Below are 19,864 nucleotides of genomic sequence, written 5' to 3' on the forward strand. Positions count from 1 at the left end.
TCTGTCTTACAACTTCGCAAAGACCCTGCGCGCAGCATCGATAGTCTTATTGATATCGTCTTCGCTGTGCGCGACGGACATAAAGCCTGCTTCAAACGCGGATGGTGCCAGGTAGACGCCTTCTTCCAGCATCAGATGGAAGAAGCGCTTGAAGCGTTCAACGTCACACTTCACCACATCCTGATAGCAGGTCACGGTTTTCGCATCGGTGAAGAAAATCCCGAACATCCCACCAACGTGGTTTACCACCAGAGGAATACCGGTTTCTTGCGCGGCCTCCAGCAGGCCGTTGGCCAGTTGAGATGTCAGATCGGTCAGGGTTTCGTGAATACCCGGCTGCGCGACTTCGGTCAGACAGGCGAAACCTGCGGCCATCGCAATCGGGTTGCCGGAAAGGGTACCCGCCTGGTAGACCGGGCCAGTCGGCGCCAGCGCTTCCATCACCTCTTTACGTCCCCCGAATGCACCGACAGGCATGCCGCCGCCGATGATTTTGCCAAGGCACGTCAGGTCCGGCTCTACGCCGTAGTAAGACTGTGCCCCCGCCAGCGCGACGCGGAAGCCGGTCATCACTTCGTCGATGATCAGCAGAGCGCCAAACTCATCGCACAGGGCGCGCAGACCCGGCAGGAACTCCGGCTGCGGAGGAATGCAGTTCATGTTGCCTGCGACAGGTTCAACGATGATGCAGGCAATCTCCTGCGGATACTGCTCGAAGGCTGCCCGAACGGTGTTCAGATCGTTATAGGTGCAGGTCAGGGTATGCTTCGCAAAGTCAGCCGGTACGCCCGGTGAGTTCGGCTGACCGAGGGTCAGCGCGCCGGAGCCGGCTTTTACCAGCAGGCAGTCCGCATGACCGTGGTAGCAGCCTTCAAATTTGATGATCTTGTCGCGGCCGGTAAAGCCACGTGCCAGGCGGATCGCGCTCATGGTGGCCTCGGTACCGGAGTTCACCATACGCACCATGTCCATAGTCGGGACCAGTTCGGTGACCAGTTCCGCCATTTTCACTTCCATCTCGGTTGGCGCGCCGAAGCTCAGGCCGCGCTGGGCGGCTTCAATCACCGCATTGCGGATAGCAGGATGGTTGTGACCCAGCACCATCGGACCCCAGGAGCCGACATAATCGATATAGGCTTTGCCATCGACATCATACAGATACGCGCCGTCAGCACGTTCGATAAACAGCGGCGTACCGCCTACGCCGGTAAAGGCGCGAACAGGCGAATTCACGCCACCTGGGATAAGCTCGCGGGCTGCACTGTAGAGGTTTTCAGACTTGCTCATGGCGTCGTTCCTGGTTCGTATAAAATGATTAAGCACACTATTCTAAGTGATCCTCGGAAGGTAATGAAATTTTTGCCCCCTTTCATGCCCAAACAATTGTTAAGTATTTTTCACGGGATGATATTACGCACTCTGGTAAAATCCCTGCGGTTATTTGTATGACGAAAAGAAACGGTAATGAAAGCAGACACTCATTCTTATACTGAACAGCAGTTCAGACGTGCGCAGCACCGTATCAGCATCCGGCGCTTGCTTAATCGTGATAAAACGCCGCTGGCTATCCTGCTGGCTGCTGCCGTGGTCGGCGCCGTTGCCGGGCTGGTGGGTATCGCCTTCGAAAAAGCGGTTAACGCGATAATGAACTGGCGAATTGGAACCGTGGCGGGTTTTGCCTATAGCGGTGGATGGGTATGGGTGTGGGCCTTTGGCTTATCTGCGCTGTTTGCCATGGTGGGCTATTTCCTGGTTCGTAAATTTGCGCCGGAAGCGGGCGGTTCCGGGATCCCTGAAATAGAAGGCGCACTGGAAGAGCTGAGGCCGGTTCGCTGGTGGCGCGTCATCCCGGTAAAATTTATCGGTGGCATGGGAACGCTCGGTGCAGGCATGGTGCTCGGGCGCGAAGGGCCAACGGTGCAGCTGGGCGGAAACGTTGGGCGCATGGTCGGCGATCTGTTTCGCATGCGCAGCGCGGAGGCGCGACATACGCTGCTGGCAACGGGGGCGGCGGCCGGCCTTTCGGCGGCGTTCAACGCACCGCTCGCGGGGATCCTGTTCATTATTGAAGAGATGCGGGCACAGTTTCGCTACAACCTGATCTCGATAAAAGCGGTATTCACCGGCGTCATTATGTCGAGCATTGTCTTTCGCATTTTTAATGGCGAAGGGGCGGTGATTGAGGTGGGAAAACTGACCAATGCGCCGGTGAATACGCTGTGGCTGTACCTGATCCTCGGCATGATTTTTGGCGTGGTCGGCCCGTTGTTTAACACGCTTATCTTACGCGCTCAGGATATGTTCCAGCGCATTCACGGTGGGAATACCACCCGCTGGGTATTGATCGGCGGACTGCTGGGCGGCGCCTGCGGCGTGCTCGGCTTCATTGAGCCCAATGCCGCAGGCGGTGGCTTCGGGCTGATACCGATTGCCGCGGCGGGTAATTTCAGCATTGGTCTGTTGCTGTTCATGTTTATTTCGCGGGTGATTACCACCGTATTGTGCTTCTCCTCTGGTGCGCCTGGCGGTATTTTTGCCCCGATGCTGGCGCTGGGTACGCTTCTGGGAACCGCGTTTGGCATGGTCTCTGCTGCCGGATTTCCGGCCTATCATCTGGACGCCGGGACCTTTGCTATTGCCGGAATGGGCGCGCTGCTGGCGGCGTCCCTGCGCGCGCCGTTGACCGGCATCGTGCTGGTTCTGGAGATGACGGATAATTACCAGCTCATTTTGCCAATGATCATTACCTGTCTCGGCGCGACACTATTAGCCCAATTCCTGGGTGGAAAACCGCTATACTCCACCATTCTTGCTCGTACCCTGGCAAAACAAGAGGCCGAGCGGGCCCCGACGCAGAATACTTGAATGAATTACCAGGGTATTAGATAATGACATAAAGAATTGGGTGAATTTTACCCAATAGCAGTAGCAGTATTCATGGGAGCATAAGATGAGTGATGACGTAGCGTTGCCGCTGGAATTTACCGAAGCAGCAGCCAACAAAGTGAAAACCCTGATTGCCGACGAGGACAATCCGGATCTGAAACTGCGTGTCTATATTACCGGTGGCGGCTGCAGCGGCTTCCAGTATGGTTTTACCTTTGACGATCAGGTCAACGACGGCGATATGACTATCGAGAAGCAGGGCGTTGCGCTGGTGGTTGACCCGATGAGCCTGCAGTACCTGGTGGGTGGTTCGGTGGATTACACTGAAGGCCTGGAAGGTTCGCGCTTCGTTGTGACTAACCCGAACGCGACAAGTACCTGTGGATGTGGCTCTTCGTTCAGCATCTGACAGGGATGCAGTCGTAAGCCCGGTAAGCGTAGCGCCACCGGGCTTATAAACAACGCTTATCGTGCATTATCATCCAGCGCAAACGTCGGCAGCTTCAGATGCCAGCGTATCGCCGCTAACCGTATCCCCAGCGTGACCACCATACCCAGCATGGCTGCATTTTCTAGCGGCATCGCAAAGGTGTAATACGCCGTCGCGTGAACAATCCCACCAATAATACACGCCGTGGCATAGATTTCGGTACGCAGGATCATGGGAACTTCACGCGCCAGAATGTCGCGAATAATCCCGCCGCCGACCCCGGTTAACACGCCCATGCAGATGGCCACCATCGGGCCCGTTCCCGCATTGAAGGCTTTATTGACCCCGATGCCCACAAAGACGGCCAGACCGACGGCATCCAGTACCGGGAGTATCCATTTCGGTAACCGGCGGGGCTGGCGAACCAACACGATGGTCAACAGACAGGTGACCATCGCCACCACCAGATCGGTTGGATCTTTTACCCAAAATACCGGGCCATTCGCCAGGGCCATATCACGTATCGTCCCGCCACCCACGGCGGTGACCACGCCCAGCACCAGCACGCCAAACGGATCCATGCGCAGTTTTCCGGCGAGTAAAACGCCGGAGATAGCAAAAACGGCTGTGCCAAGAATATCCAGCCAATAAACGAGCATCGTTAAATCCTCGAGCGGGGTATGTTGTTAGTGACTCTCTGCCAGCGCGGCACAGAGCTGTTTTGCGGCGAGGATAATACGCGGGCTGGCGCGTTCAAACCAGTCACTGGTGAGGGGGATCACCGGTATTTTTAGCTGACGTTGCCAGAATTGTTCAATTTTAGGAATCTCGCTCGCATTTCCGACCACCACGATGGCCTGGGGTTGGCGTGCGAGCACCTGTTCCCGGCTGACCTGAGGCCACGGCACCCGGCTGGCTGCAAAGATGTTTTCACCGCCGCAGATTTCCAGCACCTGATTCTGAATGGATCCTTTCCCGGTGGTGAACAGCGGCTGGCTGCCAAACTGCAGGAAGATGCGTTTTTTGACGGGGGTATCGTAGCGGGATTTCAGCGCGGCATAGTCGCTAAGCATCTGTTTCGCGGCATTCTCGGCTTTTGCTGGGGTAGGGCTGTAGGGGGCCAGAGAACGCAATGCCTGAGCGACCTGCTCAATGCTCACCGCATCAATCCACATCACCTTGATCCCAAGCGAGGAGAGCTGGTTGACCTGCCGCTCGGCGTTACCGCCGCGCCAGGCGAGCACGAGATCGGGTTTAAGCGCCACGATGCGCTCAATGTTCATCCCTTGCCAGGTCGCCACCTGTTCAATATGGGCCGCTTGCGGAGGGTAATCCGAAAAGCTGCTCACGCCGACAGGCGTGATCCCGGCGGCAAAGGCCAGTTCGGTGTTTGCCGGAGAGAGCGTAATCACACGCGGCGCGGCAAATAGCCATGCCGGTGCGAGAAAAAGCAGGGCGACCAGCGCCCTGATGTATGGGTTACCCACGAGCCAGTTTCTGCACCAGGCGCTCCACCATCACGGTGGACTGTTTTGCCGCAACGGTCAGGAACTCGTCGAAGCTGATATGAGACTGCTGGTCAGCCACGTCGGAGATGGCGCGAACCACCACGAACGGAACGTTGAAGTTATGGCAAACGTGAGCAATGGCGGTCGCTTCCATCTCAACGGCAACGGCATGAGGGAAGTTATGACGAATTTTCGCCAGGCCGACGGAGCCATTGATGAACGCATCACCGCTGACGATCAGGCCGCGCACCGCGTTGAGGTTCAGCTCAGCGATGCAGCTTTCAGCCGCCGCAATCAGTTTGTCATCGGCTTTAAACCCGGCCGGGCAACCCGGAAGCTGGCCGTATTCGTAGCCGAATGCGGTAACGTCTGCATCGTGGTAACGCGCTTCATCGGAAACAACGATATCACCGACTTTCAGCGTCGACGCCAGGCCGCCTGCAGAACCGGTGTTAATGATAACGTCCGGCTTGCAGCGTTCGAGCAGCAGGGTCGCGCCCAGCGCAGCAGCAACCTTACCGATGCCTGATTTCAGCAGAGCGACGTCAACGCCATTCAACTGGCCGGTATAGATCTCACAGCCACCGAGGGAGAGAGTCTGACGGTTCTCAATTTTGTCACGCAGCAGCGTAACTTCTTCTTCCATTGCACCAATAATGCCGATTTTCATAGATTTACTCGCGATGTGCCTTGTTAAGATGCATAGTCTATCATGCGGTTAAGAGGAAACGCATTCTCACGCGGGGGAGCACATGTCACCAATCGATTTTCGCACCAAAATTAACTGGCACCGACGTTTCCGTTCGCCGCAGGGCGACAAGAGCGAGCATGAGATCCTGCGTATCTTCGAAAGCGATCGTGGGCGGATCATAAACTCGCCGGCAATCCGTCGTTTACAGCAAAAAACCCAGGTGTTTCCGCTTGAACGTAACGCTGCGGTGCGCACGCGCTTAACGCATTCTATGGAAGTTCAGCAGGTTGGCCGCTACATTGCCAAAGAGATCTTAAGCCGTCTCAAAGAGCAGCAGCTTCTCGAAACCTATGGGCTGAATGAGCTGACCGGGCCGTTTGAGAGCATCGTTGAGATGGCCTGCCTGATGCATGACATCGGTAACCCGCCCTTTGGTCATTTTGGCGAAGCCGCCATAAATGACTGGTTTAAACAGCGGCTTTATCCTGCTGATGCGGTAAGCCAGCCTCTGAGCGATGACCGCTGCCTGGTGCGGGATTTACGCCTGCGCGAAGGTGAAGACGCGCTGAACGACCTGCGGCGTAAAGTCCGTCACGACCTCTGTCACTTCGAAGGCAATGCGCAGGGGATCCGGCTGGTACACTCCCTGATGCGTATGAACCTGACCTGGGCACAGGTGGGGTGCATCCTGAAATATACGCGACCGGCCTGGTGGATGGGCGAGACGCCCGCGTCGCACAGTTATTTGATGAAAAAGCCGGGCTATTATCTTTCTGAAGAAGCCTATATAGAGCGCCTGCGTAAAGAACTTTCTCTGACACCAAACGGCCGCTTCCCCTTAACCTGGATTATGGAAGCTGCCGACGACATTTCATATTGTGTTGCCGACCTGGAAGACGCCGTTGAGAAAAGAATATTCAGCGTCGAAGAACTTTATCAGCATCTTTATGAGGCCTGGGGAACGCATGAAAAAGGCTCGCTGTTTGCTCAGGTTGTCGAAAATGCCTGGGATAAATCGCGTTCAAATACATTAAGCCGCAGCACGGAAGATCAGTTCTTTATGTATTTACGGGTCAATACATTAAATAAACTGGTGCCTTATGCCGCCTCGCGCTTTATAGACAACCTGCCGTTAATTTATAGCGGCGAATTCAACCATGCGTTGCTGGAAGATGACAGCAGCTTTAGCCAGCTTCTTGAGCTCTATAAAAACGTGGCCGTGCGTCATGTTTTCAGCCATCCGGATGTTGAACAGCTTGAGCTGCAGGGATACAGGGTTATCAGTGGGTTACTCGAAATCTATCGGCCTCTGCTGCAATTATCCGTCGACGAGTTCAGCGAGCTGGTGGAAAAAGAGCGCGTGCGGCGAATACCGATTGAATCCCGGCTTTATCAGAAACTTTCAACCCGCCACCGTCTGGCTTATGTCGAAGCCATCGGCAAGCTGGATCGTCAGTCGTCCCAGTGGCCGGTGCTGGAATATTATTATCGCTGCCGTCTTATCCAGGACTATATCAGCGGGATGACAGATTTGTATGCCTGGGATGAATACCGCAAGCTCATGGCGGTGGAATAAGCACGGAGTTTTGTAAAGACGGCCAATAAATTTTTACCTTTTCCATAAACTTATGGCCGGAACTAAGCGGTATAAAATGAATCTGAGTTACACAGCAATTTTGCGTTATCTGTAAATCGAGATTAAGACACATGAAAAAAACCACATTAGCAATGAGTGCACTGGCTCTGAGTTTAGGTTTAGCGCTGTCTCCTCTGACTGCTACTGCAGCTGAGACCGCATCGTCGGCAGCGACCGCGCAGCAGATGCCAAGTTTGGCACCGATGCTCGAAAAAGTGATGCCATCGGTGGTGAGTATTAACGTTGAGGGCAGCACAACCGTCAATACGCCGCGTATGCCGCGTAACTTCCAGCAGTTTTTTGGTGATAACTCACCTTTCTGCCAGGACGGTTCGCCATTCCAGAGCTCCCCGTTCTGTCAGGGCGGTGGTGCAGGGGATGACACCCAGGGGGGTGGCCAGCAGCAGAAATTCATGGCGCTTGGCTCGGGTGTGATTATCGATGCGGCGAAAGGCTACGTCGTGACCAACAACCACGTTGTTGATAACGCCAACAGCATTAAGGTTCAGCTGAGCGACGGGCGTAAATTTGATGCCAAAGTGGTCGGGAAAGACCCGCGCTCCGATATCGCGTTGATCCAGATTCAGGATCCGAAAAACCTGACGGCGATTAAAATTGCCGACTCCGATGCGCTGCGTGTCGGTGATTATACCGTCGCTATCGGTAACCCGTTCGGTCTGGGTGAAACCGTAACCTCGGGGATTGTTTCCGCGCTGGGTCGTAGCGGCCTCAACGCCGAAAACTATGAAAACTTCATCCAGACGGATGCCGCCATCAACCGGGGTAACTCCGGCGGTGCGCTGGTGAACCTGAACGGTGAGCTGATTGGTATCAACACCGCGATCCTTGCACCAGACGGCGGCAATATCGGGATCGGCTTTGCTATCCCAAGTAACATGGTGAAAAACCTGACCGCGCAGATGGTGCAGTATGGGCAGGTGAAACGCGGTGAACTGGGGATTCTGGGTACCGAACTGAATTCCGAACTGGCTAAGGCGATGAAAGTTGACGCCCAGCGCGGCGCATTTGTCAGCCAGGTGATGCCGAACTCCTCCGCGGCGAAAGCGGGCATTAAAGCGGGTGATGTCATTACCTCCCTGAACGGGAAACCGATCAGCAGCTTTGCCGCGCTGCGTGCTGAAGTGGGCTCCATGCCGATTGGCAGCAAAGTCACCCTCGGCCTGCTGCGTGACGGTAAACCGGTTAACGTGAGCCTGGAACTGCAGCAGAGCAGCCAGAATCAGGTTGATTCCAGCACCATCTTCAGCGGCATTGAAGGCGCCGAGATGAGCAATAAAGGTCAGGACAAAGGCGTTGTGGTGAACAACGTTAAAGCGAACAGCCCGGCTGCGCGCATTGGCCTGAAAAAAGGCGATGTGATCATGGGTGCGAACCAGCAGCCAGTGAAAAACATCGCTGAACTGCGCAAAATTCTGGACAGCAAACCTTCCGTGCTGGCGTTGAATATTCAGCGTGGTGATACCTCAATTTACCTGCTGATGCAGTAATCCTCTCAGGCCCCTGTTTCAGATGAGCAGGGGCTTTTCACCTTTCTGTGACCTTTTCCACAACTCCATACTTCTCCCTTTCACTTTGTGCATTCGCACAATGCAGCGGTAGCTGAACTTCCCTATGCTTGAGCTCTGCTCACAGGAGGGTTACATGGCTGGCTGGCATCTCGATACCAAAATGGCGCAGGATATTGTGGCACGCACCATGCGCATCATTGATACCAATATCAACGTAATGGATGCCCGTGGGCGCATTATTGGCAGTGGCGATCGTGAGCGTATTGGGGAATTGCACGAAGGGGCGCTGCTGGTGCTCTCCCAGGGGCGGGTGGTGGACATCGACGATGCAGTGGCGAAACACCTGCACGGTGTCCGTCAGGGCATCAATTTACCGCTGCGTCTTGAGGGGGAAATTGTCGGCGTTATCGGCCTGACCGGCGAGCCGGAGTCGCTGCGAAAATATGGCGAACTGGTCTGTATGACGGCGGAGATGATGCTTGAGCAGTCGCGCCTGATGCATCTGCTCGCCCAGGACAGCCGTCTGCGTGAAGAGCTGGTGATGAATCTGATTCAGGCGGATGAGCATACCCCTGCACTCAATGAATGGGCGCAGCGCCTGGGAATCGATCTGAATCAGCCGCGCGTCGTGGCGGTAATTGAGGTGGACAGCGGCCAGCTTGGTGTCGACAGTGCGATGGCTGAGCTGCAGCAGCTGCAAAATGCGCTGGCGACACCGGAACGCGATAACCTGGTGGCGATTGTCTCTCTGACGGAAATGGTGGTGCTCAAGCCCGCGCTGAACGCGTTCGGGCGCTGGGATGCAGAAGATCATCGTCGTCGCGTGGAGCAGTTGATAGCCCGCATGAAGGAGAATGGTCAGCTTCGTTTTCGCGTCGCGCTGGGCAATTACTTCACCGGTCCGGGCAGTATTGCCCGCTCCTGGCGTACTGCCCGCACCACCATGATGGTGGGTAAGCAGCGGATGCCGGAAAGCCGCAGTTATTTCTACCAGGATCTGATGCTGCCGGTGCTGCTCGACAGCCTGCGCGGTGGCTGGCAGGCCAATGAGCTGGCACGTCCGTTAGCGCGCCTCAAGGCGATGGACAATAACGGTCTGCTGCGTCGGACGCTGCAGGCGTGGTTCCGTCATAACGTACAGCCGCTGGCTACGTCGAAAGCGCTGTTTATACATCGCAATACGCTGGAATATCGACTTAACCGGATTTCGGAGCTGACAGGGCTGGATCTGGGGAGCTTTGACGACAGGCTGCTGCTTTATGTGGCGTTACAGCTCGATGAGCAGAGATGAGTGGAATACGGCCTGATGCCCTTACGCCATCCCTTTCCACGGGAGAGGGCGCAAACACTAAAACGGCAATCAAAGATTGCCGTTTTAAGTTTATTTCCGGGTAAGCTTTTCAAGATCCGCTTCGATTTCGCTAATCTTGTTGGTGACTACGCTTTCAAGGTGACGCAGATCGTCGAGGATCTTACGTTTGAGATCGACTTCAGTGCGGTCGCGCTGACAGATCTGATCGAGTTCATCGATCACATAGCGCAGATTAGGGCTGATTTCCTGAACTTCTTTGTATCCCTGTCCTACACCGTCAGCGACGACGGTCTTACGCTGGCGTGGATATTTAAACTTCACGCTCTTGGCGAAAAACTCTCCTTTGTCCTTGTGAAAATAGATTTTCAGAATGTCGTTATTAGCTTCCTGGCGAAGGCTGTAACGATCAATTTCATCAGGATTGGTAATGCCCAGACTTTTCAGATTATCGTACATAGCGGTACCCTTGATCTCAACATAACCTTTGAATAATTAACGAAAAAATCTATTTTCGCCACCCTCAGATATGAAAAAAGCGGGGTGGCCCCCGCTTTTTGTTATATCCGATTAATCGATGGTGCGCAGCAACTCATTGATGCCCACCTTACCGCGGGTTTTCGCATCAACTTTCTTCACGATAACCGCACAGTACAGGCTGTACTTGCCATCTTTTGACGGCAGGTTGCCGGAGACCACAACGGAACCGGCCGGCACGCGACCGTAGTGAATTTCACCGGTCTCACGATCGTAAATACGGGTGCTCTGACCGATGTAAACGCCCATCGAGATAACGGAGCCTTCCTCAACGATCACGCCTTCCACCACTTCAGAGCGCGCGCCGATGAAGCAGTTATCTTCGATGATGGTTGGGTTAGCCTGCAGTGGCTCCAGTACACCACCGATACCCACGCCGCCGGACAGGTGAACGTTTTTACCGATCTGCGCGCAGGAGCCGACGGTTGCCCAGGTATCCACCATGGAGCCTTCGTCTACGTAAGCACCGATGTTAACGTAGGAGGGCATCAGCACGGTGTTACGCGCGATGAACGCACCCTGACGTACGGCCGCTGGCGGTACTACGCGGAAGCCTTCTTTCTGGAAGCGAGCTTCGTCGTAGTCAGCGAATTTCATAGGGACTTTATCGAAGTAGCGGCTTTCTGCTCCGTCGATAACCTGGTTATCATTGATACGGAAAGAGAGCAGCACGGCTTTCTTCAGCCATTGATGAGTTACCCACTGACCGTCGATTTTTTCTGCTACACGTAGCGCGCCGGAATCCAGCAGAGAAATAACCTGATTAACCGCTTCACGGGTAACGGTATCCACATTTGCCGGAGTAATCTCGGCGCGACGCTCAAAAGCGGACTCAATAACGTTCTGTAACTGCTGCATTGTTTACTCTTTCCATTTCACTAAAAAACACGTCACCCTTTATCGTTTGGATTGAGGGCTGCTGTCAACCGTTGTTGCACTTCAAGTTGCAGGTCATTATTAAGGGCACGCCGGTCGGCGGTGGCGATTATAAATAAATCTTCTACTCGTTCGCCAATGGTTGTAATTCTGGCGCCGTGAAGCGAAATTCCCAGATCGGCAAAAACCTGGCCGACGCGGGCGAGCAGCCCTGGCTGGTCGAGCGCGATCAGCTCCAGGAACGATTTACGATCGGTGTGGGTCGGCAGGAAATTGACCTCGGTATCGACGGTAAAGTGGCGTAATTTCGACGGCTGACGACGCGGCTGCGGTGGCTGCCAGCTGCGCTGGGTGATCGCCTGTTCCAGGCCAAAACGTATCCCTTCATGGCGGTCCGACGACAGCGGGCTTCCGTCTGGCTCCAGCACAATAAAGGTGTCCATCGCCATGCCGTCCCGGGTGGTGAAAATCTGCGCGTCGTGAACGCTCAGGTTACGCCTGTCCAGTTCGGCACAAACCGCAGCAAACAGATAAGGCCGATCCGGGCTCCAGATAAAGATCTCTGTACCGCCGCGCGTGGCCTGCGGACTGAGGAGGATCATCGGCTGCGACAAATCATGCTGAAGCAGATGTCGCGCATGCCAGGCAAGCTGGTTTGGGCTGTGGCGGACAAAATAGTTGGCACGACAGCGCGCCCAAATCTGATGCAGCGCCTCTTCATCAATGTTATCCATCCGCAACAGCGCCAGCGCCTGCAGCTGATGATGGCGTACACGCTCGCGCATGTCCGGGGTGTTTTGCATCCCGCGGCGCAGCTGTTTTTCGGTGGCAAAGTACAACTCGCGCAACAGGCTTTGCTTCCAGCTGTTCCACAGCGTTTCGTTGGTGGCACAAATATCGGCTACCGTCAGGCAGACCAGATAGCGCAGGCGGTTTTCCGTCTGAACCTCTTCTGCAAACTGCTTGATGACCTCCGGATCCTGAATGTCACGACGCTGCGCGGTGACGGACATCAGCAGGTGGTGGCGTACCAGCCAGGCAACCAGCTGCGTCTCGCGAGAGTTCAGTCCATGCAGTTCGGCAAATTTCAGCACGTCCTGCGCGCCGAGCACCGAGTGGTCACCGCCGCGACCTTTGGCGATGTCGTGGAACAGGGCGGCAATCAGGATCAGTTCCGGGTGGGTAAGACGTGGCCACAGTTCGACGCACAGTGGGTGACGTGAGCGTGTCTCTTCTCTGGCAAAGCTCTCCAGCTTGAGCATGACGCGGATCGTGTGTTCATCCACCGTGTAGGCGTGGAACAGATCGAACTGCATCTGCCCGACGATATGTGACCACTGCGGCATATAGGCCCACAGCACGCTGTGGCGATGCATCGGCAGAAGCCCACGGCTGACGGCACCCGGATGGCGCAACATACTGAGAAAAAGGGATCGGGCTTCCGGGATATAGCACAGTGGCTGCGTCAGATGACGGCGCGCATGGCGCAGATGACGCAGCGTTGTGGAGTAGATCCCGGTGATCGTGCTATTGCGAACCATGGTGTAGAACATCCGCAGGATCGCTTCCGGCTCACGGATAAACAGCGTTTCGTCGCGCAGATCGATAAGCGTGCCGCGCAGCTGGAATTCATCATCGATCGGCCGCGGTTTTTCGTCCGCCGTCAGGGCCAGGATCGCTTCGTCGAACAGCTGCAGCAGCATCTGGTTCAGTTCAGTGACACGACGGGTAACGCGGAAGAAATCCTTCATCATGTGCTCAACCGGCTCGTTACCTTCACCGCGGTAGTTGAGGCGCTGCGCCACGCTGAGCTGACGGTCAAACAGCAGACGGTTATCGTAGCGGCTAAGCTCGAGATGCAGGGCAAAACGGATCCGCCAGAGCAGGTGCAGACACTCATTCAGCTCGTTTCGCTCAGCCTCGGTTAAAAAGCCGAAGCCAACCATCTCGTCCATTGAGGTGGCGCCAAAGTGGCGGCGGGCCACCCACTGCAGCGTGTGAATGTCGCGCAGTCCACCCGGACTGCTTTTAATATCCGGCTCCAGGTTATAGCTGGTGCCATGGTAGCGCTGGTGACGCTGATTCTGCTCCTCGACCTTCGCGGCGAAGAATTTTTCTGAAGGCCAGAAGCCGTCGCTGAAAATGTGTTTTTGCAGCTCCAGGAACAACGCGACGTCGCCAATCAACAGGCGGGTTTCAATCAGGTTGGTGGCGACGGTCAGGTCAGATAATCCTTCGAGCAGGCACTCTTCCAGCGTGCGCACGCTGTGGCCCACTTCAAGCTTCACATCCCACAGCAGCGTCAGCAGTTCGCCAATTTTCTGCGCCTGTTCATCCGGCAGCTTTTTGCGGCTTAAAATCAGTAAGTCGATATCGGAAAGCGGATGAAGCTCACCGCGGCCATAGCCCCCGACGGCGACCAGTGCCACGTCACTGATCTGCCCAAACCCGTAATCAATCCACAGACGCTGCAGGAGCTGGTCGATAAACTCGGTGCGAGCTTCAATGAGCTGCTCCGCGGAGATACCGGCATCAAATGCGCTTCCGAGCCAGCGCTGGAAGACATCCATATGCGCCTTGATACCGGCGCAGGTCAGATCCTGCTGGGGCCAGACGCCCGGGTTATCGGGCTGGTCGGGTAGGGTGGGAAGTGCTGTGTTAGCATACTGTTCGGGTAAAAGATTACTCATCGTGCGCCACCCATAAGAAAAAGCTATAGCCATTAAAAAAGCCGGCATCTGCCGGCTTTTTTATCATTCATCGTGCGTGAGTATCGCCGGGATGGTGTCATCCTTGCGCAACGTCATAATTTCGCAGCCGTTGTCTGTTACCACAATAGTATGCTCGTACTGCGCAGACAAGCTTCTGTCTTTGGTTTTCACCGTCCAGCCATCTTTCATGGTGCGGATGCGGTAATCACCGGCATTAACCATCGGCTCGATGGTGAAGGTCATGCCTTTTTGCAGTACCACGCCGCCGTCATCCGCATCATAGTGCAGAACCTGTGGCTCTTCGTGGAAGACACGGCCAATGCCGTGGCCGCAGTATTCACGCACAACGGAGAAACCTTCCGCTTCAACGAATTTCTGGATAGCGGCCCCGATGGTGCGCAGGCGAATGCCGGGTTTAACCATTTTCAGCGCCAGGTAGAGGCTTTCTTGCGTCACTTTGCACAGACGCTCGCCCAGAATCGTCGGCTTGCCCACGATGAACATCTTAGAGGTGTCACCGTGGTAGTCATCTTTAATGACCGTCACGTCGATGTTGACGATGTCGCCATCTTTGAGCAGTTTTTCGTTGTCCGGAATACCGTGACAAACCACTTCGTTAATCGAAATGCAGACGGATTTCGGGAAACCATGGTAGCCAAGGCAGGCGGAGACCGCGTGCTGCTCATTGACGATATAGTCGTTACAAATGCGGTCCAGTTCACCCGTGCTCACGCCCGGCTTCACGTACGGCTCGATCATTTCCAGCACGTCTGCGGCCAGACGACCGGCGATGCGCATCTTTTCAATTTCTTCAGGTGTCTTAATAGAGATAGCCATGTAATCTGTCCATCAGTGTCGATTTTTTCGACAATACTAGTCTAAGTGTCGTTAATGGTATCAGTCAGGCGCACCCCGTGCCAAATTGAGAATCATTAACAGCACACTCGGCCAACAACTGTTGGTTTCTGGTCGTGTTTTGTGGTATAAAGCGCGCCGGACTTCCGATCCATTTCAGATACACAGGCTGGACGGAAGCGACAAATCTCACTTTGTGTAACAACACACACGTATCGGCACATATTCCGGGGTGCCCTTCGGGGTCGGTAATATGGGATACGTGGAGGCATAACCCCAACTTTTAATATAGAGGTTTTAAACATGGCAACTGTTTCCATGCGCGACATGCTCAAGGCTGGTGTTCACTTCGGTCACCAGACCCGTTACTGGAACCCGAAAATGAAGCCTTTCATCTTCGGCGCACGTAACAAAGTTCACATCATCAACCTTGAGAAAACTGTACCAATGTTCAACGAAGCCCTGGCTGAGCTGAACAAGATCTCTTCCCGTAAAGGTAAGATTCTGTTCGTTGGTACTAAGCGCGCTGCAAGCGAAGCTGTGAAAGATGCTGCTAACAGCTGCGATCAGTTCTTCGTGAACCATCGCTGGTTGGGCGGCATGCTGACTAACTGGAAAACCGTTCGTCAGTCCATCAAGCGCCTGAAAGATCTGGAAACCCAGTCTCAGGACGGTACTTTCGACAAGCTGACTAAGAAAGAAGCGCTGATGCGCACTCGTGAACTGGACAAGCTGGAAAACAGCCTGGGCGGTATCAAAGATATGGGCGGCCTGCCAGACGCGCTGTTCGTAATCGATGCAGACCACGAGCACATCGCAATCAAAGAAGCTAACAACCTGGGTATCCCGGTATTCGCTATCGTTGATACCAACTCCGATCCGGACGGTGTTGACTTCGTTATCCCGGGTAACGACGACGCAATCCGTGCTGTTAGCCTGTACCTGAGCGCTGTAGCTGCTACCGTTCGTGAAGGCCGTTCCCAGGATCTGGCTTCTCAGGCGGAAGAAAGCTTCGTAGAAGCTGAATAATAAGGTTTCACCCCTTATTAGTACCGTGTATGAATAGGGGCCAATTATCGGCCCCTTTTTTCAATTTACACTGTTTGGCCGCAGGCCGGGCAGTTCACATCTCCCGAGGATTTAAGAATGGCTGAAATTACCGCATCCCTGGTAAAAGAGCTGCGCGAGCGTACTGGCGCAGGCATGATGGATTGCAAAAAAGCGCTGACTGAAGCGAACGGCGACATCGAGCTGGCAATCGAAAACATGCGTAAATCCGGTGCGATCAAAGCAGCTAAAAAAGCAGGCAACGTTGCTGCTGACGGCGTGATCATCACCAAGATCGACGGCAACTACGGCATCATCCTGGAAGTTAACTGCCAGACTGACTTCGTTGCTAAAGATGGTGGTTTCCAGGCATTTGCTAACAAAGTTCTGGACGCAGCTGTTGCGGGCAAAATCACTGACGTTGAAGTTCTGAAAGCACAGTTCGAAGAAGAACGTGTTGCTCTGGTTGCTAAAATCGGTGAGAACATCAACATCCGTCGTGTTGCTTCTCTGGAAGGCGACGTTCTGGGTTCATACCAGCACGGTGCACGTATCGGTGTTCTGGTTGCGGCTAAAGGCGCTGATGAAGAGCTGGTTAAACAGCTGGCTATGCACATCGCTGCAAGCAAACCAGAATTCGTTAAGCCAGAAGACGTGTCTGCTGAAGTGGTAGAGAAAGAGTACCAGGTTCAGTTGGACATCGCGATGCAGTCTGGTAAGCCAAAAGAAATCGCAGAGAAAATGGTTGAAGGCCGCATGAAGAAATTCACCGGCGAAGTTTCTCTGACTGGCCAGCCATTCGTTATGGATCCAAGCAAGTCTGTTGCTCAGCTGCTGAAAGAGCACAACGCTGACGTGACTGGCTTCATCCGCTTCGAAGTGGGCGAAGGCATCGAGAAAGTTGAGACTGACTTCGCAGCAGAAGTTGCTGCAATGTCCAAGCAGTCTTAATGATTGAAAAGGAGCCGCCTGAGGGCGGCTTCTTTTTGTCACCCGTCACACGAAATCAGACAGGCTCCAGTATCCCTGTGCTGATATGCGACATATCATGTCGCCAGAATTAACCCCCATCTTAATCGTTGACAGTCTCAGGAAAGAAACATGGCTACCAATGCAAAACCCGTGTACAAACGCATTCTGCTTAAGCTGAGTGGCGAAGCGCTGCAGGGATCGGAAGGCTTCGGTATTGACGCAAGCATCCTTGACCGCATGGCACAGGAAATCAAAGAACTGGTCGAACTGGGTATTCAGGTTGGCGTGGTCATTGGCGGTGGCAACCTTTTCCGTGGTGCTGGTCTGGCGAAAGCGGGGATGAACCGCGTTGTGGGCGACCACATGGGTATGCTGGCAACCGTGATGAATGGCCTGGCAATGCGTGATGCGCTTCATCGCGCCTATGTGAACGCCCGCCTGATGTCCGCAATCCCATTGAATGGCGTCTGCGATAACTACAGCTGGGCAGAGGCGATTAGCCTGCTGCGCAACAACCGCGTGGTGATCCTCTCCGCCGGTACGGGTAACCCGTTCTTTACTACCGATTCCGCTGCCTGCCTGCGCGGTATCGAGATCGAAGCCGATGTGGTTCTGAAAGCGACCAAAGTGGATGGCGTGTTTACTGCCGACCCGGCAAAAGATCCGTCTGCCACCATGTACGATCAGCTGAGCTACAGCGAAGTGCTGGAAAAAGAGCTGAAAGTGATGGATCTTGCCGCCTTTACGCTGGCTCGTGACCACAAACTGCCGATCCGTGTCTTCAACATGAACAAACCTGGCGCACTGCGTCGCGTGGTCATGGGTGAAAAAGAAGGCACTTTGATCACGGAATAATTTCCGTCGGCGATAAATACAGGTAAGATTCCGCTTTATTTTGTAGTGGTATCTTACCTGGGCGCGCCTTTGGCGTTGTCAGAATTAAACGCGACTATACTTAGCACACCTGTAGCGCTGTGCTGGCGGATAGTCTGCCTGAGACAAGTTTTCAAGGATTCGTAACGTGATTAACGAAATCAGAAAAGATGCTGAAGTACGCATGGAAAAATGCGTAGAAGCGTTCAAAACCCAAATCAGCAAAATCCGTACTGGCCGTGCTTCCCCAAGCCTGCTGGATGGCATCATCGTAGAATACTACGGCACGCCAACGCCACTGCGTCAGCTGGCGAGTGTTACCGTTGAAGATACCCGTACGCTGAAAATCAACGTCTTCGATCGTTCTATGAGCCCAGCGGTTGAGAAAGCGATCATGGCGTCTGACCTGGGTCTGAACCCAAGCTCTGCGGGCGCTGACATTCGCGTTCCACTGCCTCCACTGACTGAAGAACGTCGTAAAGACCTGATCAAAGTTGTTCGTGGTGAAGCTGAGCAGGGTCGCGTATCCGTGCGTAACGTACGTCGTGATGCGAACGATAAACTCAAAGCGCTGCTGAAAGAAAAAGAGATCAGTGAAGATGACGATCGTCGTTCTCAGGACGACATTCAGAAGATGACGGATGCTGCGATCAAGAAAATTGATGCGGCGCTGGCAGATAAAGAAGCGGAACTGATGCAGTTCTGATTTCTGTCGTACACTGATAAACGCCGTTCAGAAGGACTTCGGGTCTTGCTGGCGGCGTTTTGCTTTTATCTGGTCTAACTTTTTTCGGGCATCTCATGAAGCATTTAACACTCCTTGGCTCAACCGGCTCTATCGGTTGCAGCACTCTCGACGTTGTTCGCCATAATCCTGAACATTACACCGTGACCGCGCTGGTGGCCGGTAAGAATGTGCAGCGTATGATCGAACAGTGCCTGGAGTTTACGCCTCGCTATGCGGTTATGGATGACGAAGAGAGCGCCCGCCTGCTCACCGCGCAGTTGCGTGAGAAAGGCTGTCGTACTGAGGTCCTGAGTGGCCAGCAGGCGGCCTGCGACATGGCTGCGCTGGATGAGGTTGATCAGGTCATGGCGGCAATCGTCGGGGCTGCAGGGCTGCTACCGACGCTTGCCGCTATTGATGCCGGTAAAGAGGTTCTGCTGGCTAACAAAGAGTCGCTGGTGACCTGCGGACGTCTCTTTATGGAGGCGGTGAAGCAGCGCGGGGCGCGTCTTTTACCGGTCGATAGCGAGCACAACGCGATTTTTCAGAGTTTACCGCAACCTTTTCAACAGAACCTGGGGTACGCTGACCTGGAGCAGAATGGCGTTGTATCGATTTTGCTTACCGGGTCAGGTGGCCCGTTCCGTGAAACGCCACTGTCTGAACTGAGCGCAATGACGCCTGAGCAGGCGTGCCGTCATCCGAACTGGTCAATGGGGCGTAAAATCTCCGTTGACTCCGCCACCATGATGAACAAAGGTCTGGAATACATTGAAGCGCGCTGGCTGTTCAATGCGTCGGCGAAACAGATGGAAGTGCTGATCCACCCGCAATCGGTGATTCACTCGATGGTGCGCTATCAGGATGGCAGCGTCCTTGCGCAACTGGGCGAACCGGACATGCGCACGCCTATCGCGCATGCCATGGCGTGGCCGAATCGGGTGAAGTCCGGGGCAAAACCGCTCGATTTTTGCAAGCTGAGTTCACTGACCTTTAGCGAACCGGACTACGATCGTTATCCGTGTCTGAAGCTTGCGATGAAAGCCTTTGACCAGGGGCAGGCGGCGACGACGGCACTTAATGCAGCTAATGAAATTACCGTTGAGGCATTTCTGAATCAGCAGATCCGATTTACCGATATTGCGACGTTGAATTTATCGGTACTGGAAATGATGGATTTGCGCGAACCACAAAGCGTGGAAGAGGTGCTGGCGGTGGATGCACAGGCTCGCGTTATTGCACGTAAGCAGGTGACACGCCTCGCAAGCTGGTGATAA

General features: G+C 54.4%; 18 protein-coding genes. 10 read left to right on the forward strand and 8 right to left on the reverse strand.

Going from position 1 to position 19,864, the window contains the following annotated elements:
• Window positions 1–6: 6 nt before the first annotated feature.
• Window positions 7–1,287 (reverse strand): glutamate-1-semialdehyde 2,1-aminomutase, encoded by a 1,281-nt coding sequence (hemL, locus tag BH714_RS18660; protein ID WP_040018655.1) that lies wholly within the window; start codon window positions 1,285–1,287, stop codon window positions 7–9.
• Window positions 1,288–1,464: 177 nt separating this feature from the next.
• Here hemL and clcA point away from each other — a divergent pair, with 177 nt between their 5' ends.
• Window positions 1,465–2,865, forward strand: a complete 1,401-nt coding sequence (clcA, locus tag BH714_RS18665; protein ID WP_040018657.1) for a H(+)/Cl(-) exchange transporter ClcA — start codon at window positions 1,465–1,467, stop codon at window positions 2,863–2,865.
• Window positions 2,866–2,950: 85 nt separating this feature from the next.
• Window positions 2,951–3,295, forward strand: coding sequence for an iron-sulfur cluster insertion protein ErpA (erpA, locus tag BH714_RS18670; protein WP_013095643.1), 345 nt, complete (start codon window positions 2,951–2,953; stop codon window positions 3,293–3,295).
• A gap of 56 nt (window positions 3,296–3,351) precedes the next feature.
• Here the strand turns inward: erpA and BH714_RS18675 are convergent, their stop codons facing one another.
• Genes BH714_RS18675 through mtnN form a run of 3 tightly spaced genes read right to left on the reverse strand, consistent with a single transcriptional unit; the run spans window position 3,352 to window position 5,494 of the window.
• Window positions 3,352–3,975: a TRIC cation channel family protein gene (locus tag BH714_RS18675; RefSeq protein WP_014168690.1), complete on the reverse strand. Its 624-nt coding sequence runs from the start codon at window positions 3,973–3,975 to the stop codon at window positions 3,352–3,354.
• A gap of 27 nt (window positions 3,976–4,002) precedes the next feature.
• Window positions 4,003–4,803: a vitamin B12 ABC transporter substrate-binding protein BtuF gene (gene btuF, locus BH714_RS18680; RefSeq protein WP_025205196.1), complete on the reverse strand. Its 801-nt coding sequence runs from the start codon at window positions 4,801–4,803 to the stop codon at window positions 4,003–4,005.
• Complete coding sequence (mtnN, locus tag BH714_RS18685) at window positions 4,796–5,494, reverse strand: 5'-methylthioadenosine/S-adenosylhomocysteine nucleosidase (RefSeq protein WP_040018658.1); 699 nt, start codon at window positions 5,492–5,494, stop codon at window positions 4,796–4,798. Before mtnN ends, btuF begins: the two co-directional genes overlap by 8 nt.
• A gap of 82 nt (window positions 5,495–5,576) precedes the next feature.
• Between mtnN and dgt the strand changes: the two genes are divergently transcribed.
• The 3 genes from dgt (at window position 5,577) to cdaR (ending at window position 9,971) form a co-directional block, all read left to right on the forward strand.
• Window positions 5,577–7,091, forward strand: a complete 1,515-nt coding sequence (dgt, locus tag BH714_RS18690) for a dGTPase (RefSeq protein WP_040018660.1) — start codon at window positions 5,577–5,579, stop codon at window positions 7,089–7,091.
• A gap of 131 nt (window positions 7,092–7,222) precedes the next feature.
• On the forward strand, window positions 7,223–8,659 hold the full coding sequence (degP, locus tag BH714_RS18695; protein WP_032679638.1) for a serine endoprotease DegP: 1,437 nt from the start codon (window positions 7,223–7,225) through the stop codon (window positions 8,657–8,659).
• A gap of 154 nt (window positions 8,660–8,813) precedes the next feature.
• Complete coding sequence (cdaR, locus tag BH714_RS18700; RefSeq protein ID WP_020882613.1) at window positions 8,814–9,971, forward strand: DNA-binding transcriptional regulator CdaR; 1,158 nt, start codon at window positions 8,814–8,816, stop codon at window positions 9,969–9,971.
• A gap of 90 nt (window positions 9,972–10,061) precedes the next feature.
• Here cdaR and BH714_RS18705 read toward each other — a convergent pair whose 3' ends face one another.
• The 4 genes from BH714_RS18705 to map all read right to left on the reverse strand — a co-directional run bounded on the left by BH714_RS18705 (window position 10,062) and on the right by map (window position 14,950).
• Complete coding sequence (locus tag BH714_RS18705; protein ID WP_014168696.1) at window positions 10,062–10,448, reverse strand: DUF3461 family protein; 387 nt, start codon at window positions 10,446–10,448, stop codon at window positions 10,062–10,064.
• Window positions 10,449–10,559: 111 nt separating this feature from the next.
• Complete coding sequence (gene dapD, locus BH714_RS18710) at window positions 10,560–11,384, reverse strand: 2,3,4,5-tetrahydropyridine-2,6-dicarboxylate N-succinyltransferase (protein WP_020882614.1); 825 nt, start codon at window positions 11,382–11,384, stop codon at window positions 10,560–10,562.
• A gap of 32 nt (window positions 11,385–11,416) precedes the next feature.
• Window positions 11,417–14,092 carry a bifunctional uridylyltransferase/uridylyl-removing protein GlnD gene (glnD, locus tag BH714_RS18715; RefSeq protein WP_020882615.1) on the reverse strand — a complete coding sequence of 892 codons (2,676 nt, stop codon included), beginning with the start codon at window positions 14,090–14,092 and terminating at the stop codon, window positions 11,417–11,419.
• A gap of 63 nt (window positions 14,093–14,155) precedes the next feature.
• Window positions 14,156–14,950: a type I methionyl aminopeptidase gene (map, locus tag BH714_RS18720; RefSeq protein WP_040018661.1), complete on the reverse strand. Its 795-nt coding sequence runs from the start codon at window positions 14,948–14,950 to the stop codon at window positions 14,156–14,158.
• Window positions 14,951–15,271: 321 nt separating this feature from the next.
• Here map and rpsB point away from each other — a divergent pair, with 321 nt between their 5' ends.
• From rpsB to ispC, 5 genes are all read left to right on the forward strand, one after another.
• Entirely contained in the window at window positions 15,272–15,997 is a 726-nt protein-coding gene (gene rpsB, locus BH714_RS18725; RefSeq protein WP_003856207.1) for a 30S ribosomal protein S2, read from the forward strand.
• 117 nt (window positions 15,998–16,114) lie between these two features.
• Window positions 16,115–16,966, forward strand: coding sequence for a translation elongation factor Ts (gene tsf, locus BH714_RS18730; protein WP_008501911.1), 852 nt, complete (start codon window positions 16,115–16,117; stop codon window positions 16,964–16,966).
• Window positions 16,967–17,116: 150 nt separating this feature from the next.
• Window positions 17,117–17,842 (forward strand): UMP kinase, encoded by a 726-nt coding sequence (pyrH, locus tag BH714_RS18735; RefSeq protein ID WP_003856194.1) that lies wholly within the window; start codon window positions 17,117–17,119, stop codon window positions 17,840–17,842.
• Window positions 17,843–18,008: 166 nt separating this feature from the next.
• Window positions 18,009–18,566, forward strand: coding sequence for a ribosome recycling factor (frr, locus tag BH714_RS18740; protein ID WP_014168702.1), 558 nt, complete (start codon window positions 18,009–18,011; stop codon window positions 18,564–18,566).
• Between the two features lie 95 nt (window positions 18,567–18,661).
• Window positions 18,662–19,861 carry a 1-deoxy-D-xylulose-5-phosphate reductoisomerase gene (ispC, locus tag BH714_RS18745; protein WP_020882617.1) on the forward strand — a complete coding sequence of 400 codons (1,200 nt, stop codon included), beginning with the start codon at window positions 18,662–18,664 and terminating at the stop codon, window positions 19,859–19,861.
• The last annotated feature ends 3 nt before the right edge of the window (window positions 19,862–19,864 follow it).

The organism is Enterobacter ludwigii (genome assembly GCF_001750725.1).
Taxonomy (GTDB): Bacteria; Pseudomonadota; Gammaproteobacteria; order Enterobacterales; family Enterobacteriaceae; genus Enterobacter; species Enterobacter ludwigii.